24 protein-coding genes are annotated in these 24,886 nt (G+C 66.1%); 12 read left to right on the top strand and 12 right to left on the bottom strand.

Translation table 11 applies throughout. The features are described 5' to 3' along the window. Positions 1 to 299: 299 nt before the first annotated feature. From J0I42_RS03655 to flaF, 8 genes are all read left to right on the top strand, one after another. On the top strand, positions 300 to 1,433 hold the full coding sequence (locus tag J0I42_RS03655; RefSeq protein WP_291652909.1) for a flagellar basal body P-ring protein FlgI: 1,134 nt from the start codon (positions 300 to 302) through the stop codon (positions 1,431 to 1,433). Further along, complete coding sequence (locus tag J0I42_RS03660) at positions 1,433 to 1,789, top strand: rod-binding protein (RefSeq protein ID WP_291652911.1); 357 nt, start codon at positions 1,433 to 1,435, stop codon at positions 1,787 to 1,789. The genes J0I42_RS03655 and J0I42_RS03660 overlap by 1 nt, the downstream gene beginning before the upstream one ends. Then, the gene (locus tag J0I42_RS03665) at positions 1,776 to 2,264 is read left to right on the top strand and encodes a hypothetical protein (protein WP_291652912.1); all 489 of its coding nucleotides are present in this window, start codon (positions 1,776 to 1,778) and stop codon (positions 2,262 to 2,264) included. Before J0I42_RS03660 ends, J0I42_RS03665 begins: the two co-directional genes overlap by 14 nt. Positions 2,265 to 2,499: 235 nt before the next feature. Then, positions 2,500 to 2,952, top strand: coding sequence for a hypothetical protein (locus J0I42_RS03670; protein WP_291652914.1), 453 nt, complete (start codon positions 2,500 to 2,502; stop codon positions 2,950 to 2,952). A gap of 262 nt (positions 2,953 to 3,214) precedes the next feature. Next, complete coding sequence (locus J0I42_RS03675; RefSeq protein WP_291652916.1) at positions 3,215 to 4,531, top strand: flagellin N-terminal helical domain-containing protein; 1,317 nt, start codon at positions 3,215 to 3,217, stop codon at positions 4,529 to 4,531. A 194-nt stretch (positions 4,532 to 4,725) separates the two neighbouring features. Then, on the top strand, positions 4,726 to 6,075 hold the full coding sequence (locus J0I42_RS03680; protein ID WP_291652918.1) for a flagellin N-terminal helical domain-containing protein: 1,350 nt from the start codon (positions 4,726 to 4,728) through the stop codon (positions 6,073 to 6,075). 48 nt (positions 6,076 to 6,123) lie between these two features. Further along, on the top strand, positions 6,124 to 6,516 hold the full coding sequence (gene flbT, locus J0I42_RS03685) for a flagellar biosynthesis repressor FlbT (protein WP_291652920.1): 393 nt from the start codon (positions 6,124 to 6,126) through the stop codon (positions 6,514 to 6,516). Continuing rightward, on the top strand, positions 6,500 to 6,871 hold the full coding sequence (flaF, locus tag J0I42_RS03690; RefSeq protein ID WP_291652922.1) for a flagellar biosynthesis regulator FlaF: 372 nt from the start codon (positions 6,500 to 6,502) through the stop codon (positions 6,869 to 6,871). Before flbT ends, flaF begins: the two co-directional genes overlap by 17 nt. 91 nt (positions 6,872 to 6,962) lie before the next feature. Here flaF and J0I42_RS03695 read toward each other — a convergent pair whose 3' ends face one another. The 7 genes from J0I42_RS03695 to J0I42_RS03725 all read right to left on the bottom strand — a co-directional run bounded on the left by J0I42_RS03695 (position 6,963) and on the right by J0I42_RS03725 (position 15,893). Further along, positions 6,963 to 8,477, bottom strand: coding sequence for a flagellin (locus J0I42_RS03695; protein ID WP_291652923.1), 1,515 nt, complete (start codon positions 8,475 to 8,477; stop codon positions 6,963 to 6,965). Between the two features lie 7 nt (positions 8,478 to 8,484). Next, positions 8,485 to 10,341 carry a flagellar hook-associated protein FlgK gene (flgK, locus tag J0I42_RS03700; RefSeq protein WP_291652924.1) on the bottom strand — a complete coding sequence of 619 codons (1,857 nt, stop codon included), beginning with the start codon at positions 10,339 to 10,341 and terminating at the stop codon, positions 8,485 to 8,487. A 59-nt stretch (positions 10,342 to 10,400) separates the two neighbouring features. Continuing rightward, positions 10,401 to 11,813, bottom strand: coding sequence for a flagellar hook protein FlgE (locus tag J0I42_RS03705; RefSeq protein ID WP_291652925.1), 1,413 nt, complete (start codon positions 11,811 to 11,813; stop codon positions 10,401 to 10,403). 177 nt (positions 11,814 to 11,990) lie between these two features. Continuing rightward, on the bottom strand, positions 11,991 to 13,004 hold the full coding sequence (locus J0I42_RS03710) for a YcjF family protein (RefSeq protein ID WP_291652926.1): 1,014 nt from the start codon (positions 13,002 to 13,004) through the stop codon (positions 11,991 to 11,993). A 13-nt stretch (positions 13,005 to 13,017) separates the two neighbouring features. After that, positions 13,018 to 14,463: a YcjX family GTP-binding protein gene (locus J0I42_RS03715; protein ID WP_465247634.1), complete on the bottom strand. Its 1,446-nt coding sequence runs from the start codon at positions 14,461 to 14,463 to the stop codon at positions 13,018 to 13,020. Between the two features lie 13 nt (positions 14,464 to 14,476). Beyond that, a complete protein-coding gene (locus tag J0I42_RS03720; protein WP_291652928.1) occupies positions 14,477 to 15,004 on the bottom strand; it encodes a SixA phosphatase family protein in 528 nt (175 codons plus the stop codon). Between the two features lie 43 nt (positions 15,005 to 15,047). Continuing rightward, positions 15,048 to 15,893, bottom strand: a complete 846-nt coding sequence (locus tag J0I42_RS03725) for an AAA family ATPase (protein WP_291652929.1) — start codon at positions 15,891 to 15,893, stop codon at positions 15,048 to 15,050. A 216-nt stretch (positions 15,894 to 16,109) separates the two neighbouring features. Between J0I42_RS03725 and J0I42_RS03730 the strand changes: the two genes are divergently transcribed. Further along, the gene (locus tag J0I42_RS03730; RefSeq protein WP_291652930.1) at positions 16,110 to 17,903 is read left to right on the top strand and encodes a cation:proton antiporter domain-containing protein; all 1,794 of its coding nucleotides are present in this window, start codon (positions 16,110 to 16,112) and stop codon (positions 17,901 to 17,903) included. Here J0I42_RS03730 and J0I42_RS03735 read toward each other — a convergent pair. Together J0I42_RS03735 and J0I42_RS03740 are read right to left on the bottom strand one after the other, a co-directional pair. Further along, on the bottom strand, positions 17,839 to 18,951 hold the full coding sequence (locus J0I42_RS03735; protein WP_291652932.1) for a glycosyltransferase family 4 protein: 1,113 nt from the start codon (positions 18,949 to 18,951) through the stop codon (positions 17,839 to 17,841). The genes J0I42_RS03730 and J0I42_RS03735 overlap by 65 nt on opposite strands. Further along, positions 18,951 to 19,781, bottom strand: coding sequence for a UDP-2,3-diacylglucosamine diphosphatase (locus tag J0I42_RS03740; protein ID WP_291652934.1), 831 nt, complete (start codon positions 19,779 to 19,781; stop codon positions 18,951 to 18,953). The genes J0I42_RS03735 and J0I42_RS03740 overlap by 1 nt, the downstream gene beginning before the upstream one ends. A 129-nt stretch (positions 19,782 to 19,910) precedes the next feature. On the opposite strand from J0I42_RS03740, the gene J0I42_RS03745 reads away from it, so the two are divergent. From J0I42_RS03745 to J0I42_RS03755, 3 genes are all read left to right on the top strand, one after another. Then, positions 19,911 to 20,690, top strand: a complete 780-nt coding sequence (locus J0I42_RS03745) for an SDR family oxidoreductase (protein ID WP_291652936.1) — start codon at positions 19,911 to 19,913, stop codon at positions 20,688 to 20,690. 304 nt (positions 20,691 to 20,994) lie between these two features. Beyond that, complete coding sequence (locus J0I42_RS03750; RefSeq protein WP_291652939.1) at positions 20,995 to 21,918, top strand: DMT family transporter; 924 nt, start codon at positions 20,995 to 20,997, stop codon at positions 21,916 to 21,918. Between the two features lie 99 nt (positions 21,919 to 22,017). Continuing rightward, the gene (locus J0I42_RS03755; RefSeq protein ID WP_291652941.1) at positions 22,018 to 22,638 is read left to right on the top strand and encodes a helix-turn-helix domain-containing protein; all 621 of its coding nucleotides are present in this window, start codon (positions 22,018 to 22,020) and stop codon (positions 22,636 to 22,638) included. On the opposite strand, the gene J0I42_RS03760 is transcribed toward J0I42_RS03755, so the two are convergent. The 3 genes from J0I42_RS03760 to J0I42_RS03770 form a co-directional block, all read right to left on the bottom strand. Next, positions 22,616 to 23,251, bottom strand: coding sequence for an HAD-IA family hydrolase (locus J0I42_RS03760; RefSeq protein ID WP_291652943.1), 636 nt, complete (start codon positions 23,249 to 23,251; stop codon positions 22,616 to 22,618). The genes J0I42_RS03755 and J0I42_RS03760 overlap by 23 nt on opposite strands. Positions 23,252 to 23,271: 20 nt before the next feature. Then, positions 23,272 to 24,213: a c-type cytochrome gene (locus tag J0I42_RS03765; protein ID WP_291652945.1), complete on the bottom strand. Its 942-nt coding sequence runs from the start codon at positions 24,211 to 24,213 to the stop codon at positions 23,272 to 23,274. 179 nt (positions 24,214 to 24,392) lie between these two features. After that, positions 24,393 to 24,824, bottom strand: a complete 432-nt coding sequence (locus J0I42_RS03770) for a c-type cytochrome (RefSeq protein WP_291652947.1) — start codon at positions 24,822 to 24,824, stop codon at positions 24,393 to 24,395. Positions 24,825 to 24,886: the final 62 nt, after the last annotated feature.

Genomic DNA, 24,886 nt, shown 5'->3' on the forward strand with positions numbered 1-24,886 from the left:
GGAGAGTGAACGCCACTTTTCGGTCTGATGCCAAGATAGTGACCAGATCGCCAGGTTGCGTCCGATAGGGCGCGCGACGATCTGGAAGGGTTAACGAACTCTTGCCGGAACACGGTTAACAGCCGGTAAATTGCCCGGCAGAAACTGCCGCCCCGGCAGGAAGCGCAGGCTCCGCAAGGGCCTCCCGAACATCGGGCAGAACTGCAAAGGACTGACAAACAAGGCTTTTCAAATTCGAGCGGTTTGGCACGCCGCTCGCAAGGGTCGGATGAGTTCAACTGCCCTGTGGTGCCAGACGCATGTTCCGTAACCCCGCCCTGAAGACGCTGCTGAAGCCGCTGGCCGCGCTGCTGGCCGTGGTCGTCGGCCTGTCGTCGCAGCCGGTGTTCGCGCTTTCGCGCATCAAGGACCTCGCCTCCGTCGAGGGCGTGCGCACCAACCAGCTCCTCGGCTACGGCATCGTCGTCGGCCTCAACGGCACCGGCGACACCCTCAACAACACGCCTTTCACCAAGCAGTCGCTGCAGGCCATGCTGGAGCGCCTCGGCGTCAACACCCGCGGCGCCAACATGCGCACCGCCAATGTCGCCGCCGTGATGGTGACCGCCAACCTGCCGCCCTTCGCGACACAGGGCACCCGCGTCGATGTCACCGTCTCCGCCATGGGCGACGCCAAATCGCTGCAAGGCGGCACGCTGCTGGTCACGCCGCTTCTGGGCGCCGACGGTGAGGTCTACGCGGTGTCGCAGGGTCCGGTCGCGATCTCCGGCTTCTCGGCCGAGGGCGAGGCCAGCAAGATTACCCGCGGCGTTCCGACCGTCGGACGCATCGCCAATGGCGGCGTGGTCGAGCGCGAGATCGATTTTGCGCTGAACAAGCTTTCGACGCTGCGCCTCTCGCTGCGCAATCCCGACCTGACCACCGCGCGCCGCATGGCCGCCGCGATCAACGAATTCGTCGGCGGCGACTCGGCAGAGCCGACCGACCCGTCGACGGTGGTCTTGCAGATTCCCGCCCGCTTCAAGGGCAACATGATCAAGCTGCTCACCGATATCGAGCAATTGCGCGTCGAGCCCGACCAGCTCGCCCGCATCGTCATCGACGAGCGCTCCGGCATCATCGTCATGGGCAAGGATGTCCGCGTCTCCACGGTCGCCGTGGCGCAGGGCAACCTCACCGTAACGATCAGCGAGCAGCCGCAAGTCTCGCAGCCCGAGCCTTTCGGGCGCGGGCAGACGGTCGTGACGCCGCGTACCAACGTCAAGGTCGATACCGGCGGCGGCAACAAGCTCGCCCTCGTTCGCGAGAGCGTGACGCTGGCGGAGCTGGTCGACGGCCTCAACGCGCTCGGCATCGGCCCGCGCGACCTGATCTCCATTCTCCAGGCCATCAAGTCGGCAGGCGCATTGCAGGCCGAAATCGAGGTGATGTGATGACTGTTGCCCTCGCGCTCCCCGCGGCGAACCTCGCGCTCGGCGTCGCCGGCAAGGTCGCCAACGGCATCGCCGATGCACTCGACCCGGCCAAGGCCAAGGCGAAGAAGCAGGCCGACGATTTCGAGACCATGTTCCTCGAGCAGATGACCGAGAAACTCTTCGCCAGCGAGGGCACGGAAGGCCCGCTTGGCGAAAACGGCACCGGCGGCGGCATCTGGCGCTCGCAGCTCACCCAGCAATACGCCAAGCAGATCCAGAAGGCCGGCGGTATCGGCCTGTCCGACCAGATCATGCGCGACCTGATCAATCTTCAGGAGCAGGCCGCCGGCGGAGTGCAGAATGCTGGCCGCTAAGCCTGTCCTAGACGAGCGCCCGCGCATCGCTGATGCGCTCAGCGCGCGCACCCTGATCGAGGCCGTGCTGGAGGCGCTCGGCGCTCTCTCCCACCTCGTCGGCGAGGAAACCGAGCTGGTCCGCGCCGGCCGTCTGCCGGAGGCGATGACCCGCGAGCCGCGCAAGACCGAGCTTGCCGGCATCTATATGCGCGGCGTCGAGCAGGTGAAGCTGAATGCTGTCGCGCTCGCCCGCTTCGTACCGGACCAGGTCAGGCGGCTGAAGGACGCGCATCTCGCCTTCCAGAGCCTGATCGAGACCAACCAGATCGTACTGGCGACAGCCCGTGCCGTCTCGGAATCCGTGATTCGCGATCTCGCTGCGGATGCCAACAAGCCGATGCGCGCCAATGGCTATGGCCCGACGGCCACGGTGGGCGCCGGCGTGTTCGCCCGGCCCAATTCCGGACCGCTGGTCGTGTCTCGCCGGCTATGAGTGATCTTCGGCCTGGCCGGGCCGGTCCCAGCCGGGCGGCCGCTGCTGCCAGCCCCTTGGTATATAAAGCGTTTACGCCGCGCCTGCGCCGAAAGCCCTAAAGATTTACCTAATTTCTTGACGCCGGATTCAATCTTTTCCGTCAATCTCCACAATGTCGGGTAGTCGCGTCCTGCTCCCGGCACCGGACGAGAACGGCGCGACGGCGCCGTCAACGACTCCAGAAGGAGTGGACATGGATTTTGGCAACGCACCCAGGCTCGCGGCCGTGATCGGCGCGCCGCCCGTCACCCGCTCGGACGTCGCGGCTCATGCCGGCAGCGTCGCAGTCGATCTTCCCCCCGAAAAGACCGTGCAATCGGCCTCTGCAGGAGCGGCCATCAACGTCGAGGTACGCGCCGAAACGCGCGACGCGCAAAGCCGTGCCGACGGCGAGCGCCGCGCCCGCACCAACGACCGGAACAACCGCGAGGCCGCCCGCATCACCGACGATACGGTCGAGCGGAAGCTGGTCATCGACCCGCAGACCCGGGCGATCGTGCTGCAGAAGAAGGATCCTCACACCGGCGAGACCATTTCGCAGCTCCCGGACGAGACGCTCCTGAAGCTGCGCGCGTATGCACGCGAGCTTGGCGAACGCGCCCGCGAAACCGAGGAGCCCAATCACCAGATCGAGCGGACCGCCTGACGGCGTGCCGCTCTCCGGATCCGCAAACCGCCCGCCCCTGCGCGGGCGGTTTGCGTTTGGGCCCCGCAAGTCACCGCCGCTCCCTTCTGCTCGCGGCGTGCCAGTTAGGAGCCACTTAACCATGCACCGACAAGCCGCCGATCCGCTTCAATTCGCCGGCTGAAATTTACCGGTTGTTACGGGCTGGCGCAGCAGGGTCCATCGGTCGCGGCCAGAACCGCCACGACGCCAGAAGGCACAATCCCAGAAGGGTTTTTCAACAATGGCTACCGTTTCTCTTTCTTCCGGCGTCCGCGCCGCTCTGACCTCGCTCAACTCGACCAAGGCCGATGCGGTGCAATCGCAGTACCGTCTCGCCACCGGCAAGAAGGTCAACTCTGCCGTCGACAATCCGGTCAACTTCTTCACCGCCGCCGGCCTGAACGCCCGCGCCGGCCAGTTGACCGACCTCCTCGACGGCATCTCCAACGGCGTCCAGACAATCACCGCCGCTTCGCAGGGCATCGACTCGGTCACCAAGCTGGTCAATTCGCTGCAGTCGACGATCAAGCAGGCTCAGGCTGACGCCGCCGCGAACCGCCCGACCCAGACCGGTTCGGCGAACACGGCGGCTTCGACCCCGAACGGGAAGATCGGCGGCGGCGCTGTCGGCACCAAGTCCGCCAAGGACGTCGCGCTCGACACCAAGCTCGGCGGAACTGCCGGTGTTGCCACCGCGACCACCGACGGCGCTCTCGGCCTTGCCGCGAACATTGCGGTCACCGTCAGCGCCGGCAACACCACCTTCACCTCGACGTCGCTGACCGCCAACTCCACGGTTCGTGACTTGGTTGCCGAGATCAACAAGTCCGGTGTTGCCACGGCGAACATCGATGATGGCGGTCACCTCGTCGTCACTGGTACGGGTTCCGACACGCTCAAAGTCGGTATCGCTTCGAACGCTGTCGCCGCCACGGCGCTCGCCGACTCGAAGACCAACGTCAACGACAACGAGAAGCTCGGCCTGGCTCAGACCCTGGGCGCCACCGGCATCAGCGCGTCGGTGAACTCGGCCGTTCGTGCTAATCTGGTCAGCCAGTTCAACGATCTGACCAAGCAGATCGACCAACTGGCCAAGGATTCGGGCTTCAATGGCAAGAACCTGCTGACCGGCGACAAGCTCTCGATCGTCTTTAACGAGAAGACCGGCGCCAACCAGTCCAAGCTCGACGTTCAGGGCACGACCCTCACGGCTGCGAATCTGGGTATTCTCCAGGCCGGATCGTCCGATACGGCGACCAGCTTCGACATCCAGAACGACACGTCTCTGTCGGGCGCCGCCGATGCGCTGACCAACGCATTGACCACGCTGCGCTCGACCTCCTCGTCGCTGGGTGCCAGCCTCTCGACTGTTCAGGCTCGTCAGGATTTCACGAAGAATCTCGTGAACACCCTCACCCAGGGCGCGGACAATCTGGTCATGGCCGACACCAACGAGGAAGGCGCCAAGCTCCTCGCCCTGCAGACCCGCCAGCAGCTGTCGCAGACCGCTCTGTCGCTGTCGAACCAGGCCGACCAGGCAGTTCTGCGCCTGTTCTGATCTTCGTCCGCAGAAGCGGGCAGCCTGCAGGACGCGGGCCGAAGCACATGGAAACGGCGGGGCCGCAAGCCCCGCCGTTTTCGCGTTTTTAACCCTGTTGCGGCAGCGTTAACGGATTATTAGCCTTAACAAATGATGATCGGTCCGATCCAAACCGGGCAAGCGCCGCGACCGCGCTCTCAGGGGACCGAGACATGGCGAATACGATTCTTTCCGGCGGCGTCCGCAACAACCTGCTGACGCTCCAGCAGACCACGGCCCAGCAGAGCGTCATCCAGAATCGACTCGCCACCGGCCGCAAGGTCAATTCCGCGATCGACAACCCGGTCAACTATTTCACCTCGATGAACCTCAACGACCGGGCCGATCAGCTTTCCGGCCTCCTTGACGGCATCTCCAACGGCATCCAGACCATCCAGGCTGCCTCCAAAGGCATCGACGCGATCACCAAGCTTGTGCAGTCGCTGCAATCGACCATCAAGCAGGCGCAGTCCGACAACGCCAGCAACCGGCCGACTGCCGTCGGCGACCAGAGCAACGGCACGTCGACCGTGCTCGGCAAACTCGGTGGCACGGGCTACACCGGTTCGAAGAGCGCAAAGGACATCGCCCTCGATGCCAAGCTTGGCATCCCGGCTGCCCCGGCCTCCTATAATGCGACGACAGGCGCGACGACCGACGCGTCCCTTGGCATCGGCGCGACCATGACGCTCTCGATCAGCGCCGGCAGCACGACCTTCGTCTCCACGACGCTGACGGGCACGTCGACCGTGCGCGACCTTGTCAACGAGATCAACCGCTCCGGCATCGCCACCGCCTCTGTCGACAGCAGCGGCAAGCTCAATGTCACCGGTACGGGCTCGGATACGCTGAAGATCGGTATAGCGGCTGGAACCGATGCCGCTGCGCTCACCAACGCGCAAGCCAATACCGGCAACGCGAACGCGGCCCTGGGCCTGCCGTTGACCACGGGCGCCACCGGCATCCTCTCCAGCGGTGGCAACTCCACCGTCCGCACCAACCTGATCAACCAGTTCAACGATCTCTCCAACCAGATCGACCAGCTTGCCAGGGACTCCGGCTATAACGGCAAGAACCTGCTGACCGGCGACAAGCTCTCGATCATCTTCAACGAGAAGACCGGCACCAACCAGTCGAAGAGCGACATCCAGGGCGAGACGATCACCGCCGCCAATCTGGGCGTTCTCACGGCCGTCAGCGGTACGCCGGCCAACAGCAAGCAATTCAACATCCAGGACGACACCTCGCTCAACAACATGGCCGACGTGCTGACCGGCGCGCTGACCACGCTGCGCTCGATCGCCTCGACTTTCGGTTCGAGCCTCTCGGTCGTGCAGACCCGTCAGGATTTCACCAAGAACCTGATCAACACGCTCACGGTTGGCGCCGACAACCTCGTCCTCGCCGATCCGAACGAGGAAGGCGCCAAGCTGCTCGCCCTGAACACCCGCCAGCAGCTCTCGCAGACGGCGCTGTCGCTGGCGAACCAGGCCGACCAGGGCGTGCTCCGGCTCTTCGGCTGACGCCGAAGACGCCGCCCGCCCTCCCCCCAGCCAGAAGGCAGGTCCGCCATGGCCCTCAAGGTCGAACTCAAGCCGCGCGAACGCATCATCATCGGCCAGGTGGTGATCCGCAACGACGAGCAGCGCACGCGCTTCTTCATCGAAGGCGACGCGCCCATTCTGCGCGAGAAGGACATCCTCACGGCCGCGACCGCCGACACGCCGGCCAAGAAGATCTATCTCGCGATCCAGCTGATGTATCTGGCGCAGGACCCGACGCATGAGCACGAGACCTATTTCCAGCTCGTGCGTGACTTCGTCAACGCTGCGCCCAGCGCTCTGCAGCATGTTCACGAGATCAATAACCGCATCTTAAGCGACGACCTCTACAAGGCTCTCAAGGCAGCGAGAAAGCTGATCGCCTACGAAGCGGAACTGATCGAGAATGCAAAACGGGTTTAACGCCTACGCTGCCGCGGCCAAGACTGCCCAATCCGTCGTTTCGCCTCGCGAACTCGAAGCTTCCCTTCTGATCAAGGCCGCCATGCGCCTCCAGGCCGTCGCCGACGACTGGAACCTGCGCGACCGCGAGCTCGACGACGCGCTGACCTATAACCGCCGCCTGTGGACCCTGCTGGTCTCCGCCGTGACCGCCGAGGACAATCCGCTCCCGGTCGGCATCAAGACCAACATCCTCGGCCTCGCCAATTTCATCTTCAACCAGACCTTCAGGATCTCGTCCGATCCGCACCCGCAGGCTCTCGCCGCGCTGATCGGCATCAACCGCGACATCGCGGCGGGGCTCCGCGGGCGCTGAGCGCCCTCCCGCGAAAACCGATGGTCCACTTGCCAAAACGCCGCCCGGGAGGGCGGCGTTTTGGTTTCAGCGCAAAGCACCGTCCTGATCGTCAGAGATAGTTGGTCAGCGACAGCTTGGAGAGCATCGAGGTCACCTGATAGCTCGCCTGAAGCTGCGTCTGCAGCGAGAGAATCTGCGTCGCGACCTCTTCGGTCGTGACGTTCTCGACACCGGACAGCGTCGTCTGCAGATAACCCTTGGTGCTCTGGTGGCGCTCCTTGGCGCTGGCCAGGGCATTCTGGGCAGTGCCCAACTCGGTGATGATCTCCGCCGGCTTCTGGGTAGCGCCACCGAAGCCGAGCTTTTCGCCGACCCGCGCGGCCATCGCGTCATAACCGGCCTGCGCCTCCGGGTCGCTGGCCGGGAAAGTCGAGACCGCCATGATCGCGAACTGCGCGAGACCAACACGGAAGGCCTGCTCATTGGCCCGTGCGCCGGTGCCGACGACCTGCCCCTGGTCGATCTGGACCGTTGCGGTGTTGCGGGCGGGGTCATTGCCGTCGTCACCCCGATACCAGGTCACCGTCGTCAGGTCCGTGCCGGCATTGCTCGGCGGCGTGACGGTCGTGGCGAAATCCGGGCCCGGTACGCGCTTCGGCGGGGCGCTGGTGCTGCCGGCGAAGAAGTCGGCGGCCGCCATCTGGGCCGATGCGGCGGGAAGCGTCGTCTTGGCCTCCCGCTCGAGGGCACGCTCGATCGACACCCGCAGGGCACCGGCGGTATCGGCGGGCGTCGCTCCGATCTCGAACGTGTCAGCCGCCGCTCCATCGGTTCCCGCAGCCCGGGCGGTCAGCACGACCTCCTCCTGGGTTCCATCGGGCAGGGTGAGCTTGAGCTTGACGGTGTCGCCCGGCTGGGGCTGCGCCGTCACGTCAACGGCCAGGTTCGAAGGTGCCCCGTTGCTGTAGGTCGCGACCAGGGCCGTGCCGCTCGCCATGGCTCCCGAGAGCTTGAAGCCGTAGACCGAGTTTTGGTCGGTAACCGTCACGCTCGTCGTGGTCGGCATATCCGTCGTCAGCCGCCCGCGGCCGTTGCCGACATCGGCCAGCCTGCGCTCCTCGATCAATTGCCGGAGGCCGACCTTGCCGGCGCCGTCGCCGTTCATGATCTCGTCGAAGCTGGCGGTGGGTTGCGTATCGGAGGTCTTCCCGGAGAAGAGGTAGCGCCCATTGACCGATGTGTTCAGCAGATCGAGCGTCTGCTTGAGCTTCTCTTCGGCCAGCACCTGCGGGGCCGAGCGGCCGCCGGCGGTCGGCACATAGCTGTTGGAGCGCATGTCGTTGCGCGCTTCGGCCGCGATCTTGGCGAAGGTCTCGACGCTCTGCGACGACAGCTTGAGGTTCACATTGGTCAGCTCGATGCCGCTCAGCCATGAATCGATCTGCGCGACCTTGCCGTTGAGATCGAGGCTGAGGCGCCGGTCGATACCGAGGTCGCCATAGCTGGTGCTGCGCTGCTTGGTGTCGAGCTGGCGCTGGAGATCGTCGAACCGGGCGCGGGTCGAGACGAACTCGTTGGGCTTTGCCGCGCGATAGGCGCCGGTCCCGTAGCTGGTGATGGTCATCGCGGCCTCACACTCTCATCAGCACGTCCATCATCTCCTTCATCGTGGAGATGATGCGGGCGTTGGCGGCATAGGCGGTCTGGAGTTCGATCAGCATCGACATCTCCTGGTCGACATTGACCTGGGCCGTCGTCTGGAAGCGGCTCTGGATCGAGGCGAGAGCGACCTGCTGCCCCTCGTCGAGGCGTTTGGCCGCCTCGACGGCCTGCCCCTGCGAGGACACCACGCGCTGGACGAAATTGGTGATCGTGCCGGAGAAAGGCGCCGTCGCCCCGTCCGGCGAAGAACGGTTGTCGAAACTGCGGACGCTGCTCGTCAGGCTGGCCAGCAGTGCCTTGGGGCGTGTCGTGTCGCCAGCAGCCGTGCCGGCCGGGCCGACAAGCAGCGACCTGTCATTGATGACGTCGGCATTGACCGAGATGCGCGCCGCCAGACCGGTCTTGCGCGTGGCCTCGTCGTAGGAGGCGAAGAAGGGCTTGTTGTCCGCATCGACGAAGAGGGGCATCCCGGTCGTCGGGGCGTCGGCGGTCAGCGCACTGGTCTTGGCACTGAGCCCGGAGACACGTCCGCTCGGCTCGGTGATCTGCAGCACCGAGCCGGTATTCGTGACTGCGAAACCGGTTGCGCCATTCGCATTGAGCGCACTCTGGATCTGGCTCGCGACCACGGCCGGACCGGCCGAGAAATCGATCGCGATCACCGTCGTGTTCGGCTCGCTGCTGGGCGGCAGGGTCGCTCCGGCCGGCGCATTGACGAAGGTGAAGTGCCTCGCCGGACCTGGCGGCGTCGGTGCGTAGTCGAAGGTCAGCGTGTTCAGGCGCTGCTTGGCGGGGTCGAAGCCGAGATCGAGCTCGCGACCGGTCGGCGTGGGGGATCCCGCCGGATACGCCGTACTCTGCAACGAATGCTCCGACAGCGCCTTCGCCATCTGGGCGGCAATCTCGTCGAGCTGTGCCTGAGCCTGGACCAGCGTCTTGTCGCGCAGCTCTATATTGGCCGCGATCTCGCCCGAGCGGAAGATCCGGTTGGCGATTGCGTCGGAGGCGTTGCCGGAAGCATCGATGATCTTGATCGTGCCGACGCCGCGCTGGGTCGGGTCGGTGCTCCACTGGTTGTCCGGGCCCAGGCCGGAATGCTCGTCGAACTTGAAGGTGACGGCCGCCGTCCCATCGAAGAGCTGCGTGCCCGAGCCGGTCACCACGCTGACCGAACCGCGCGCATCCTCGGTGGTCTTGATGTCGACATATTGCGACAGCTCGGACAGGATCAGGTCCCGCTGGTCCTTGAGCGCGGCGGTCGCGCCGTCGTTCGGGCTGCCGACGATGCGGGTATTGACCTTGGACAGCGCGCCCAGCAGGTCATTGACCTTGCCGACGGCGCTGGCGATGCTGGATTCGGCCTGACTGCGCAGCGCCTGCACGCCGTTGGAAAGCGTGTTGAGCTGGCGCGCGAGCTGCGTCGCGTTGTCGATCACCTGCGAGCGCAGGCTATAGGACGACGGATCGTTCTGGAGCGACTGCAGCGCCCCGGTGAACTTGTTGAAGATCGTGTCCAGCGCGGTCGAGCTGCCTGGCGCGCCGTAGAGCTTGTCGAGATTGGACAATGCACTCGCACGGGTCGACGTGTAGGCAGCCCCTGACGCCTCCTGCCAGAGCTGATGCTGGACGATCTTGTCGAGCAGGCGCTGGACCTGCGTGCTCTGCACGCCGATCGTGTGCCCGGTCAGGCTGTCGGCGGTCGAGACCGTGCGTCGGACATAGCCCGTCGTCCCCGCATTGGCGACGTTCTGCGAGACGACGCCGATGCCGACCTGAGCGGCGTTGAGGCCGCCGATCGCCGTGTTGAGGGAAGTGCTCAGGCCCATCGTCAACTCCTGTTGCGAGAGGCAGCCCTTCTGGGCTGCCGCTTAGGCAGATGCGTCGCTCAGCGGATGATGTTGAACACCGCGCTCAACATCTCCTGCGCGGTGGTGATGACCTTGGTGTTGGCCGAATAAGCCTGCTGGGTGACGATCATCTTGGAGAATTCGTCGGCGATATCGGTGTTCGACTGCTCGACGCTGCCGCCGACCATCTGCGAGGTGCCGAGGCCGATGATCGGCGGGCCGGATTCGATCGTCTCCTCGAAGGCGCCGCCGTCGAGGCGCTTCAGCGAGTTGTCGGCGTTGAAGCGGGCGACCGAGACCTGGGCGAGCGCGACGACCTGGCCGTTGCTGAAGGTGCCGATCACCTGGCCCTCGGCCGAGACAGAGACGCGGTCGAGCGTGCCGGCGGTGTAGCCGTCCTGGCGGATGCTGCGCGCATCGATCTGACCGCTGACGTCGCCGTTCTGGGTCACGCCGTTGCCGCCGGTCGTCAGGCTGATGCCGGTGATAGGGGTCCCGTTGATCGTCATGTCGGGCAGCAGGATATTGCCGCCCGAAGGAGCGATCATCTGGCCGGCCGAATCGAACTTGATGTCGCTGTCCGCCTTGACATAGGCCACCTGGCCCGTAGCAGCGCTTGTGTTCTGCGCGATGAACAGGCTCCAGGTCCCGGACGAGGCGGGCGTGGGCGGGGTCGTGGTCAGGTCCGCAGCGGTGGCACCGGCGGTCTTCGCCCAGCGCATCTCGACGCTGGTGGCGCGTCCGAGTTCGTCATAGACGGTGACCGACCCACCGGGGATCGTTGTGCCGAGGAAATTCGTGATGTTCTGACCCAGGATCACGTCGTGCGGCACGCTGGGCGTCAGGGTCGTGCCATTCGTAACCGAAGCCGCGTCCAGCAAATCACTGCCGCCTTGCGCCTTCTGGGTCGTGGCCGGCACAGCCGGGATATTGGCGCGGTATTCGATCGAGGTCGTGGCCTTGGCCGGGAACTGCTCCTTCGTGATGCGCAGCACTTCCGGCTGCGTGCCGATCAGCTGGCCGGTGACCTGGTCGATCTTCAGGCCCTTGAGATAGTAGCCGGCGCCGTTGACCAGATAGCCGTTCGCATCGAAGTCGAAATCGCCACGCCGTGTATAGAGGTTGGTATTGGCGAACTGGGTGTTGGCGCCGACGCCGCTCTGGCGCTGATCGACAACGAAGAAACCATCACCGTTGATCGCGATATTGGTGTCGATGCGGGTCGGGTTGAGATCGCCCTGGATCGAGTTCGTCGCCTGGCTGAAGGCCTGGACCGAGCCGGCGACCTGTCGCCGCAGCGCCGCGTCCGGCACGAGGTCGGCAAAGGCCGTATCGACGCGCTTGTAGCCCGCCGTCCGCGAATTCGCGATGTTTCCGGAGATGTTCTCGAGCGCATAGGACTGCGCCGTCATTCCCGAAACCGCCGTGGTCAGCGCACTGAAAACACCCATGGAACCCTCACCTCGACCGGCAGCCCCCCAAGGGCGGCCCACAACTCTGAGGCCGGGTTCTGCACGGCGCGTGCCACGTGCGGTGTCTTGCTATTTCAAGGAGTTGGATCGTTTACGAAAGGTTTCGAGGCAGTTCGAGCCGGGCAGAAACGCCCTTGCCGGCAGAATCTGCCGGGTTCAGGCTTCCTCGTCCCTGCCAGTCCGCCATCCACCGAGATCACCCGCGACATCCGACAATGTCGGCGGAATGGCTTCGACGAAAGGCAAGGGCCGGCAGACAGCGAGCGCCGCGAGTCCGATCCGGGCCGTCAGCATGCCATTGATCACGCCCTCGCCAAGCTTGGCCGAAAGCCGAGCGGCGAGCCCCTGCCCCACCACTTGCTGGATCACGGCATCGCCGGCCGCCATGCCGCCGGTCAGGACGAGATGGCTCATCACCTGCCGCGCCAGCCGGAGCAGCCCGAGCGTGCCCGGCCGCCCGGCATAGACGCCGGCGATCGAGCGCAGCAGCCGAGCGCAGGCGACGAGCACGAAGACGACATCGATCAGCGCGCGAGGACTGACTGCCGTGACCAGCGAGACGCGCCGCGCCGCCTGCGCGATCTGGGCAGTCGCCAGCGCATCGAGCGGCGCGAGCAGGCTGCGCTCCGCCACCGTCAGCATGTCGCGCGCAGCGAAGAGCTGCGGCAACGCCTCCTGCAGGGCGGCCCGCCCCTGCGCCGTCTGCGCCCGCCCCTTGTAGAGCCCCACGAGTTCGCCCGCGATCGCCCGGCCCTCGTCCGGCGTGCCGCCGGCCAGCGCCGCCACCGCGCGTTCGCGCAATGCCTCGACTTTGCGCTCGCGCAGGATGTCGCGCAGCACCCGTCCCAGCATGACCAGCAGCGCCAGCGCCGCGATCGCCGTACAGACCAGTGCGGCATAGCCGAGCGCCGGATTCTGGCTCATCAGGGAGCGAATCGTATTCTCGATCCAGACCCCGGCCGCCAGCGCCAGGAAACCGGAGAGTCCCGCGACGAACAGTGCGCCCCAGGAGAAGCCGCGCTTGGCCTTCGGCGGAGTGGCAGGCACCACCGCATCGATCGGCTCGCTTTCGGGCAGGACAGCAAGATCACCCTGGCGACGCGGCGCCTCGCCCATGGTTTGGTTCGGCTGCGGGCCATCGAGGCGGATCGCGCGCGGTGCCTTGCTCATCGCGAAACCCCGTTCATGCCAGCTTGTCGCCGATCAGGAATTCCAGCGCACGGTCGAGGCGAATCTGCGGCGGCGGTTTCAGGCGCCCGCCCGCATCGGCTGCGACCAGCGGCGGCCGGAAGCGCGGCGCCCTGACCTGCCAATGTACCTTGGGATCAAAGATCGCTTCGGGGCGCTCGGGCAACTCACCGGGAAAGATCGCGGCTTCCGCGACGCCGTCGAAGACCTGCCCGTCGATCGTCTCGCCCGCCTCCGGCACCCCGGCGATCGCCGGCAGTTCCTCTCTGCCGTCCTTGATCCGGACCTCATGGGTCGCCCTGACGGCGGCCAGTGCCATCGCCTCGACCCTGGCCCCTGCCCCTTGCGCCCGCGACAGCGCCCGCCCGACCAGATGTGACATCACTGCCGCCAGCCGGTCATGGCTCGAATGGTGAATGTGGTCAGCCTTGGTCGCGGCGAAGAGCACCCGCTCGATCCGGGGCGCGAACAGGCTCGACAGCCAGGAATTGCGCCCGACCGAGAAGGCCGCGAGCGCCTGTCCCAAGGCGGTTTCGAGATCGGCCAGAGCGGGCGCCCCGGCATCGAGCGCGGCCAGCACGTCGACCAGCACGATCTGCCGGTCGAGCCTTGCGAAATGGTCGCGGAAAAACGGCGTTACCACGACGCGCTTATAGGCCTCGAAGCGCTCCGCCATCAGCGCCGCCAGCGTGCCTGGCCGCACGTCCCGGTCATGACCGAGATCGAGCGGCGCAAAGGTCAGCGCCGGTGAGCCCTCGAGGTCGCCCGGCATCAGGAAACGTCCGGGCGGCGTCACCGCGACCGCCTCCGGATCGGCGCGCAGCCGCGCGAGATAGCCCTTGAACAGATCGCTCGCCGCCTCCGCCGCAAGCTCGTCCGGCGCGCCGTCCGGGTCTCGCGCCGGCAGATCGGCCAGCCACTCGGCCGCCGCTTCGCGCCGGTGGGCCTTGCGTGCATCGGCGACGGCCTGCGCCGACCACGCCTTGTAATCCTGCCCGATCAGCGCGAGATCGAGCAGCCATTCGCCGGGATAGTCGACGATGTCGAGCGTCAGCGTCGCCGGCCCCTTGAACCAGCCGGCCGCCCGCTCGTAATCGATCTCGATCCTGAGCTCGGAGATGCGCCTGGTCGATTCCGGCCAGCGCCGGTCCGGCCCGTGCATGGCGGCGCGATGCGCCTCATAGGGAAAGCGCGGCACGTCGGGATCGGGCTGCGGCACCAGCCTGACGCGGGCGATGCGGCCCTCGGAGGCTGCCTTCAGCACGGGCAGCTTCGCGCCTTCGATCAGGTTCTGGATCAGGGCGGTGGTGAAGACCGTCTTGCCCGAACGGGACAACCCGGTGACGCCGATCCGCAAGCGTGGGCGCGCCAGCCCGAGCAGGGTGTCGCCGAAGGCGAGCGCCGCGTTGCGGGCGTTGTCGAGATAGGAGGAGTCGCTCACGAGGCCGCGGCGATCATTCGTCCGGCCCCTCGCCCAGAGAGGCTGGCGTCACGAAACGGTCCAGCCTGCCCTCATGCGCTGCAACCGCGTACCAGTGCTCGATGGCGAAATCGATCACGGCCAGTCCGCAGGTCGGGTACTTCTGTCCCATCCGGGCCGCAGCATAGCGGTCGCCATGCCCGGTCAGCAGATGCGCCAATTCCTCGAAACCGGGATTGTGCCCGATCAGCAGGAGCGTGCGGACATCGCCCTCGACCTCCTGCACGACATCGAGCAGGCGCTCGACCTTGGCCTCGTAGATGCGCGGCTCGTACTGCGTCGCCGGCTTCTCCGGCAGCATAGGCGCGACCATTTCCCAGGTCTCGACGGTACGCTTGGCCGGCGAAACCAGAACGAGATCGGGCAGGAGCAGTTCGTCGGCGAGGTAGCGTCCCATCACCGGGGCGGCTTCACGGCCGCGCGCCGCGAGCGGTCGGTCGCGGTCGGCCACCCCCGTGGGCCAGTGGGACTTGGCGTGGCGCAGAAGCATGAGGCGTCGCATGAAGAGAACCTAGCGATGCTGGAGTCGATTTGCGAGGGGTGCTTCAGCGGCTCTCGCGCCGCGCCATGAAGGCAAGCTTTTCGAAGAGCGAGACGTCCTGCTCGTTCTTGAGCAAAGCCCCGTGCAGCGGTGGGATGAGCTTGCGCGGATCGCGCTCGCGCAGCACCTCCGGACCGACATCCTCGGCGACGAGCAGCTTCAGCCAGTCGAGAAGCTCGGAAGTCGAGGGCTTCTTCTTGATGCCGGGCACCTCGCGCACCTCGAAGAACAGGCGCAGCGCCTCTTCCATCAGGCGCTTCTTGATGCCGGGGAAATGTACTTCGACGATCGCCTGCATCGTCTCGGCATCCGGGAAACGGATATAGTGGAAGAAGCACCGGCGCAGGAAGGCATCCGGCAATTCCTTCTCGTTGTTGGAAGTGATGATCATCACCGGCCGCTGCGCCGCCCTGATCGTCTCCCCGGTCTCGTAGACATGGAATTCCATGCGATCGAGCTCGAGCAGCAGGTCGTTGGGGAACTCGATATCGGCCTTGTCGATCTCGTCGATCAGCAGCACCGGCCGGACCGGAGCGACGAAAGCCTCCCAGAGCTTGCCGCGCTTGATGTAGTTTCCGATGTCGGAGACGCGGGGGTCGCCGAGCTGGCTGTCGCGCAGGCGGCTGACCGCATCGTATTCATAGAGGCCCTGCTGCGCCTTGGTCGTCGACTTGATGTGCCAGGTGATCAACGGCGCGCCGAGCGCCGCCGCAACCTCCTCGGCCAGCACCGTCTTGCCCGTGCCGGGCTCGCCCTTCACCAGCAGCGGGCGTTCCAGCCGGATCGCGGCATTGACGGCGACTGTGAGATCCTCGGTCGCGACGTAGTTTTCGGTGCCGGCAAAACGCATGGAAAGTCCTTCTGAGCCAATGGCGGGACGCTAACCCATCCTCCGCTCGCGCGGAAACCGCTTTTCCTCCGCTGCACCTGCGGCCCCCTGCCTAAAGGCTAGCGCCACAAAGCGATTTTCTGCCCGCCATCACGATTCCAAGGTTGTGCTGCGCCGCCGCAAACCGCAAGAATTGCCGGCGCATCCCGTAAGCCTTCCGAATCGCAAGGTCAGCCTTTGGCCGGAACAGTCGACCCTTCCGTCTACAAGGACGCCGTCGTCGTGCTCGCGACGGCGGGCGTGGTCGTGCCGCTGGCGAAAAGCCTCAAGGTCAACTCGATCATCGCCTTCGTCGCCTGCGGCGCACTGCTCGGCCCGTTCGGCCTCGGCGGCCTGGTCTCCACGGTTCCGCTGCTGAGCACGATCACCGTCTCGAATGCCGAGGCGCTGGCCGGTCCGGCCGAGCTCGGCGTCGCTTTCCTGCTCTTCGTCATCGGGCTGGAACTGTCTTTCGAACGCCTGATGACGATGAAGCGCCTCGTCTTCGGCCTCGGCCTCGGCCAGATCGGGCTCTGCGCGGTCGCGATCGGGCTTGCAGCTTATGCCCTCGGCCAACCGCCGACGGCAGCGCTCATCATTGGTTTCGGCCTCGCCCTGTCCTCGACCGCGATGGTCGTCGAATTGCTGGCGGCCAAGAAGCGGATGACGACCTCGGCCGGCCGCTCCAGCTTCGCGATCCTGCTCTGCCAGGACCTCGCTGTCATTCCACTGCTTTTCCTGATCAACGTGCTCGACGCTCAGAACGGCTCGGGCTCGCTGCTCGCCGGCCTCGCGGAGGCCTTCATCAAGGCCTTCGTCGCCATCGCGGTCATCGTCGTCATCGGCCGGTTGGCGCTGCGCCCGCTCTTCCGTCTGGTCGCCTCGACCGATTCGACTGAGAGCTTCATGGCGGCGACCCTGCTGGTCGCACTCGGGACGGGATTGATCGCGGCGGCAGCGGGCCTCTCGATGGGGCTCGGCGCCTTCATCGCCGGATTGCTGCTGGCCGAGACGGAGTTCCGCCGTGCGATCGAGGTGACGATCGACCCGTTCAAGTCACTGCTGATCGGCGTCTTCTTCCTCACCGTCGGCATGGGCGTGAATCCGGCCGACATCGCGGCCCACCCCTTCGCAATCCTCGGCGGCGCCATTGGTCTCGTCCTGGTCAAGGGCGTCATCATCTTCGGGCTCGCGCGCCGCTTCCGGCTGGCCACGGCGAGCGCGCTCGAAACCGCTATCCTGGTCGCACCGGGCGGCGAATTCGCCTTCGTGCTGCTCAATGCCGCGACCGGCACCAAGCTGATCGATCCCGGCGCCACCAGCATCGTGCTGGCCGCCGTTTCGCTCACCATGGTGGCGCTTCCGCTGCTGGCCCGCATCGCCCGCAATCTCGCCCAGAAACTCGCGGCGCCCGTCACGCTTCCCGACGAGGCCGCCGTGCTGCCGCCCGGCGACCATGCGCCGCGCGCCATCGTCGTCGGCGGCGGCCGCGTCGGCCGGCTCGTCGGCTCGATGCTCGACGAGCACGGAAAGTCTCACATCGTCGTGGACGCGGACGCCTCACTGATCACCGCACAACGGCGTGCCGGCCGACCCGCCTATTACGGCGACGCGACCAAGCCCGAATTTCTGCGCCTCTGCGGCCTGGAGGAAGCGACGGCGCTGATCGTGACGATCGACAATCCCCGCGCCGTCGACGCCATCGTCCTCGCGGCCCGCTCGCTGCGGCCGGACATCGTCATCGTCGCCCGTGCGCGCGACGCGACCCATGCCCGCCATCTCTACGAGATCGGCGTCAACGACGCGGTACCGGAAACCATCGAGGCCAGCCTGCAATTGTCGGAAGCCGCCCTGGTCGGGCTCGGCGTGCCGATGGGCCTCGTCATTGCCTCGGTCCACGAGCGACGCGACGGTTTCCGTGCCCAGCTCAAGCCGGCAGGCGCCGCGGCAGCCCGCGCCCTTCCCCGCCACGCCCGCTCGCGAAGGCTGTGAGCGTATTGGCAGCCGGAGCTTTCGGCTCGCGCGGGAAATAGCCGGCCTCGCAGGCCACGCGCCGGATATGGCCATAGAACTGCGCTGCGCTGGCCGCCCAGCTATGGCGCGCCGCGAGCTCCAGGCAGGCCTCCCGCGACACCCTGAGCGCCTGCATCGCAGCGCTGCGCAGATCCTCGTCCAGCACTGCAGCCGCGCTGCCGGCGAAGACGTCGCGAGGCCCCTGCACCGGAAAGGCCGCGACAGGCAAACCGCTCGCCGCGGCTTCCAGCAGGACGATGCCGAAGGTGTCGGTCAGGCTCGGGAAGACGAAGACGTCCGAGGAGGCATAAATCCCGGCCAGCTCCTCGCCCTCCTTCAGGCCGAGGAAATGCGCTTCGGGAAAGACGCGCTCGAGATCGGCCCGCGCCGGTCCGTCGCCGACCACGACCTTGCTGCCCGGCAGCTTGAGCGACAGGAAGGCGTCGACATTCTTCTCGACCGCGACCCTCCCGACATAAAGGAAGATCGGCCGCGGCAGATCGAGCAGGCTCTGCGGGCGCGGATGGAACAGACCGAGATCGACGCCCCGCCCCCAGCGCACCAGCTTCCCGAAGCCATGCTGGCGCAACTCCTCCTCCACCGTCGCGGTCGAGACCATCACGGCGGCGGCCGGGCCGTGGAAACGGCGAAGCAGCCCATAGCTCCAGCTCTCGGGAATCGGCCAGCGTGCCGCGATATATTGCGGGAAGCGTGTGTGATAGCTCGTGGTGAACGGTCGCTTCTGGGCGAGGCAGACAGCCCGCGTCAGCCAGCCGATCGGCCCTTCGGTCGCGATATGGATATGGTCCGGCGCGAAATCGGCTATGCGCGCCGCCAGCGCCCGGCGCGTCGCGAGCGCCAGCCGGATATCGGGATAGCTCGGCAAGCCGATTTGATGAAAACCTTCCGGCGTCAGCGCCTGCGCCGTGACACCGAGCCCGGGCGCTGCCGCGATCATCTGCTCCAGAGAGCGCACGACGCCATTGACCTGTGGCCGCCACGCATCCGTCGCGACGAGAACGCGCATCACGCGGCCTCGATCATGTCCCGGACAGGAGACGGCCGCGCCGGCGCCGTGACTGGCACCGCGGGCGTCGTCTTCATCCGGCCCTGCGGCCAGCGGATCAGTTCGAAGCGGCCATCCTCATGCTCGACGAAGGCGGTGCAGCTTTCGACCCAGTCGCCGGTATTGATATAGGTGAGGCCATCGATCTCGCGCTGGGCGGCGTGATGGATATGGCCGCAGATCACGCCATCGGCCTTGTGGCGGCGCGCCTCGGCGGCAAGGCAGGTTTCGAACTCGCCGATATAGTTCACGGCGTTCTTCACCTTGGCCTTGGCCCAGGCGGAGAGCGACCAGTGCGGCAGCTGGAGCCAGCGCCGCACCTTGTTCAGCGCCATGTTGAGCCCCAGCGCCAGCGTGTAGGCCCAGTCGCCGAGCAGCGCGAGCCATTTGGCATTGCGCACGACGAGGTCGAACAGGTCGCCATGGATGACAAGCATACGCTTGCCGTCGGCGGTTTCGTGGACGATCTCGTCGACCAGCGTGATGCCGCCGAACTGCAGGCCGGTGAAGTCGCGCAGGAAATCGTCGTGGTTGCCGGTGACATAGATCAGCTTCGAGCCCTTGCGCACCTTGCGCAGCAGCTTCTGGATCACGTCGTTATGAGTTTGCGGAAAATACCAGCCGCTCTTCAGGCGCCAGCCGTCGATGATGTCGCCGATGAGATAGATCTGCGGCGCATCATAGGCACGCAGAAACTCCAGCACGAGATCGGCCTGGGCGCCACGGGTGCCCAGATGAAGATCCGAGATGAAGATGCTGCGGACCCGCTTGCTGTCGTCCTCGTCGCTCATGCCGGAAAGCCCCTGCTGCTGCGATGCGAGGGCCGTGTGTCTGATTTGCGTTGCGCTTTGATGACGGCGCGGCCAATCCATGCTCAGGGTGTGAGAGCCTCCAACGAAACCCGCTGATCGGAGACCATCATGGATCTGGGAATTGCCGGCCGCACGGCCATCGTCTGCGCCTCCAGCAAGGGGCTGGGCCGCGGCTGTGCCGAAGCGCTGGCCCAGGCCGGCTGCACCGTCGTGATCAACGGGCGCGACGCCACCACGCTGGAAGCCACCGCGGCGGCGATCCGGTCTGCCACCGGCGCGACCGTGATCGCCGTCGTCGCCGACGTCTCGACCAAGTCCGGTCAGGATGCGCTGCTGGCGGCCGCGCCCAATCCCGACATCCTCGTGAACAACAATGGCGGCCCGCCGCCCAAGCCCTTCCGCCAGGTGACGCGCGAGGGGCTGCTCGAAGGCGTCGTCCAGAACATGGCGACCCCGCTTGAGCTGGTGCAGCGCGTCATCGACGGCATGATCGAGCGCAAGTTCGGCCGCATCGTCAACATCACTTCGGCGAGCGTCGTCACCCCGCTGACCGGGCTCGACGTCTCCTCGGCCGCGCGCGCCGGCCTCACGGCCTTCCTCGCGGGTGTCGCCCGCGAGGTGGCGCATGCCAATGTCACCGTCAACAATATCCTGCCGGGCGTGTTCGATACCGACCGGATCAAGACTGCGACGAACAAGGTCGCGGAGATGCAGGGCATCAGCGTCGAACAGGCCAGGAAGAATAGGCTCGCCGCCGTTCCCGCCGGCCGCCTCGGCACGCCCGACGAGTTCGGCAAGCTCTGCGCCTTCATCGCCAGCGCCCATGCCGGCTACATCACCGGCCAGAACTTCCTGATCGACGGCGGCTCCTTCCGCGGCACGTTCTGAGCCGCACACCTCCCCGCATCGTCGTTCCGGGACAAGCCAACGGCCCGGACCCGGAATCGATCCCACAGCCGCAGCTACGGAACGTCGGCGCGATCGGTCTGCCTCGCAAGCTGGCACGATGGTTTCGGATTCCGGGCTCATTGCTGCGCAACGAGCCCGGAATGACTGGACTTTCGGCAGCGCCTCCTTGCTCCCACACCAATGGCCTAGCCGGGTTGCAGTGTTCTCGCTTCGCTTCCCGGCTTCGGCATGATCTAAGGAACAGCGGTTTCGCTCCAAACCGCCCCAGCTCTCCGGCCGCGCTTTGTCCCCTCTTCTCGGCATCACCCTCAAGCTGGTCTCGGCGCTGGCCTTCACGCTGATGTCGGCCGCGATCAAGTCGATCTCGACGCGCTATCCGACCGGCGAGATCGTCTTCGTCCGCTCCTTCTTCGCAATGATCCCGCTGCTCATCTGGCTCGCCTGGCGCTCCGAGCTGCCCGCCGCCCTGAAGACCAGCAACCTGCGCGGCCATCTCAAGCGCGGCATCATGGGCTCGACCGGCATGTTCTGCGGCTTCGCCGCCCTGCAGTTCCTGCCGCTCTCGGAGGCCGTCGCCATCGGCTATGCCGCCCCGCTCGCCCTGGTGATGCTGGCAGCATTGGTCCTGAAGGAGCGCGTGCGCATCTATCGCTGGAGCGCGGTGACGATCGGCTTCGTCGGCGTGCTGATCATGCTCTCGCCGCATCTCGGCGCCGGTGCCCATCCGGTCGGCGGGAATGCTGCGCTCGGAGCGGCGCTCGGGCTCGCGGGCGCCTTCTGTTCGGCCTTCGCCTCGGTCGAAGTACGGCTCCTGACCGCGACCGAGCGGACCGGCGCGATCGTCTTCTACTTCATGCTGCTGACGAGCCTGCTCGGACTCTCGACCATCCTGCTGGGCTGGCACATGCCCGACCTCAAGGATGCGGCGATGATGGTGCTGATCGGCATCCTCGGCGGGCTCGGCCAGATCCTGATCGTGCAGGCCTATCGCTATGGCGACGCCTCGCTGATCGCCCCCTTCGAATACTCGACCATGCTCTGGGCCGTCGCGATCGGCTGGTTCTGGTTCGGCGAATGGCCGGCGATGACGATCCTGATCGGCGCGACCATCGTCATCGCCTCGGGCATCTACGTGATCCTGCGCGAGCGCCAGCTCGGCCTCGCCCGCCGCGAGCAGCGCGAGGTCGGCCCCAGCCGTATGACCTGACCGTCGCAGGACCGAAAGTCCTGCATCGGGCACAGTTCGCTTGTTCAAACGATCGTCCGCCGTTACAAACGATTTCTCAATCGAAAAGGGGCCGGACGGATGGGAATCGAGACCAAGGAGCGCGGCGGGCGGGAGCTTGAATCCGGGGCTCAGGTCATCTCCGGCCAGCTCGGCAAGACCATCCAGCGCCTGCGCAAGGCCTATAACTTCTCGCTCTCCGATCTCGCCGAGCAGTCCGGCGTCGCCAAGTCGATCATCAGCCAGATCGAGCGCAACGAGACGAACCCGACGCTCGCAACGATCTGGCGGCTGTCGCAGGCGCTCGACATCTCGATCGAGCGGGTGCTGTCCAGCGGCGAGGAAGAACCCTTCATCGAGAAGACGACCCGCGCCGACACGCCGATCCTCGTCTCCGAGGACGGCAAGCTGCGCCTCGCCATCGTCGGCTGGATCAAGACGGTGGAGTGGCTGCAATGGTACGAGGTCAGCGCCGAGCCCGGCGGCGAGCTCGATTCCGAGGGTCACCAGCGCGGCTCGATCGAATCGCTTTCGGTCACGGCCGGCGAATTCGAGGTCGAGGTCGGCGACATCGTCCAGCGTGCCAAGGCGGGCGAGACGCTGCGTTACCGCTGCGACCGCCGCCACGTCGTCCGCTGCGTCGGCAACGAACCTGGACAGGCCCTGATGGTCTGCATCCTCAAGGCGGCGGTGATGGAATAGGCAGCGGATGCGCCGCTTGCTGTGCCATCAAAGTGGCGAGCGTTTCCGTTCCGCTCCATAGCGCTGCGGCCCAGCCGCGTTCATGCGCAGCATCGACATTCGCCTGCTTGTCGTCGATGAAGAATATCGCGCCCGGCCCGAAACCGCTCCTCTCTTCGGCGGCACGATAGAAGGCCGCATCCGGCTTGGCCGAGCCGAGTTGCGCCGCGTAGTGCATGGCGTCGAAATGCCTGTTCAGCGCGAGGTCGTTCCAGATGTAGCGGGCGCGCTCGTGCTCCTGCACGGTGGCGAGATGCAGCTTCACGCCGCCCGCCCGGATCGCGGCGAGCTGCGCCAGCAAGCCATGGTCCAGATGGGCATCGTTCTCGAACCAGTATCGGATCAGCCGATCGACGCCGAGCCCCGGCGCGATCTCGGCCAGCACCGGCGCGAGACGCTCGCGCAAGGCGGCGCGCCCCAGGACGATGTCCGGCCAGTGCGGCTCGAAGAACGCCGATTGCAGAACCGCCCGCGACAGGCCGAGATCGCGCTCGATATGGGCCGACCAGCCTTGCGGATCGGGATGCGCGATCACGACACCGTCGACATCGACCATCAGGACCTTGAAACGCATCCGATCCCCGACCCGATGCTTCAGGGCGCCTTGGCTTGCGGCTTCGCCGGCCCCTCGATCGCCGGCAGCGATTTCAGGTATTCCGCCATCGCCATCCGGTCGGCCTCGGGCAGTTGCGCGGTATTGCGCACCACCGCCGCCATCGAGCCGCCGACACTGTCGAAGCCAGGCGTGAAGCCGCTCTTCAGCAGTTCGGCGATCTCCTCCTTCGACCATTTGGCCAGCCCCTTCTCGGACTGGGTGATATTCGGTACCCAGCCCTTGCCCTCCGGATCGGGTCCACCGGCGAAGCGGGTCGCTGCGACGACTGCACCGAGCGCATTGCGGTTGGAATGGCATTCGGCGCAATGGCCGGGACCGTTGACCAGATAGGCACCTCGGTTCCAGGCCTCGCTCTGGCTGGGATCGGGACGGAAGGGCGTGCGCTCGAAGAACAGCAGCTTCCAGCCACCGACGACGCGGCGGATATTGAAGGGGAAGCGCAGGTCATGCGGCGCCGCCTTGCCTTCGACCGGCGGCAGCGTGCGGATATAGGCGAAGAGATCGGCGAGCGCCTTCGGCGGCATCAGCCGATAGGAAGTATAGGGGAAGGACGGATAGAGATGCTGTCCGGAAGGCGAGACGCCCGCCGCCATCGCATCGACGAAATCCTGCACGCCCCAATTGCCGATGCCATCGCGCGTATGCGGCGAGATGTTCGGCGCATGGAAGGTTCCGAAGGGTGATTCCAGGGCGAGCCCGCCGCCGAGCCGAAGCCTGTCGTCCTGTCCGGGTGTCGCGTGGCAGGACGTGCAGCCGCCGGCTGCAAACAGCACCTTGCCGTTCTCGACATCCGCCGCCGGCAGCGCGCCGATCTCCGGCGAGGGCGACACCACGCGCGGATCGGTGAGCACGTAGAAGCCCGCGAAACCCACGGCCGCGAGAAGGGCGAGAGTCACGAAAAGGCGGCGCAGCAACAGCATCGAGGTCTCCCGTCGGCAGGTCGACAGATTGGACGGGCCGGCACTTCATCGGCAACCCTGAAAACGCGGCAATGCCAAACCTGGCCTATTCAGCACCCATCAGCCTTGGGGCTTCCCGCGGCACGAAAAAGCGGGCCACCATCGCTGGCGCCCGCTTCGCGAACCGGCGACGAAACCGATCACTTCTTGATGCGATAGACCTCGTGGCAAGTACCGCAATTCTTCGTCGCGGCGCCGAAGGCGGTACGGAAACCGTCGAGATTCGCGACGGTCGTGCCCGCAGCCGAATCGGTCTCGAACTTGGCGAAAGCCGCCTTGAACCCGGCCTGATCCTCCCAGATCTTCGGAGCGGCCGTGGTCTCCCCGCCGGTCTTCGACGTATCGGGGAACAGGGCCGGCATCTTCTTGGCCGCGTCGGCATAGGTCTTGAAGATCGCGCGAGCCTTGGCCGTGTCGAAGGCTGCCTCGCCCTTGGCCATCGCAGCGCCCTCACGCGTCGCTCCGCCGACTGCCTTCATCGTCTGCTGGCGCTCCGAGATCGGGTTCGACTCCGCCATCACGGCGGTAAGGCCGAGCCCGAGGCCGGCAAGGACGAGAGCGGTGCGGATCATTCAGTTCCCCTCAAAGACAAGTCCACGCCATCCGGCGCTGTTTTGAACGTGTCTAGATCAAA

The organism is Allobosea sp. (genome assembly GCF_017308015.1).
In the GTDB taxonomy this organism is placed as follows: Bacteria; Pseudomonadota; Alphaproteobacteria; order Rhizobiales; family Beijerinckiaceae; genus Allobosea.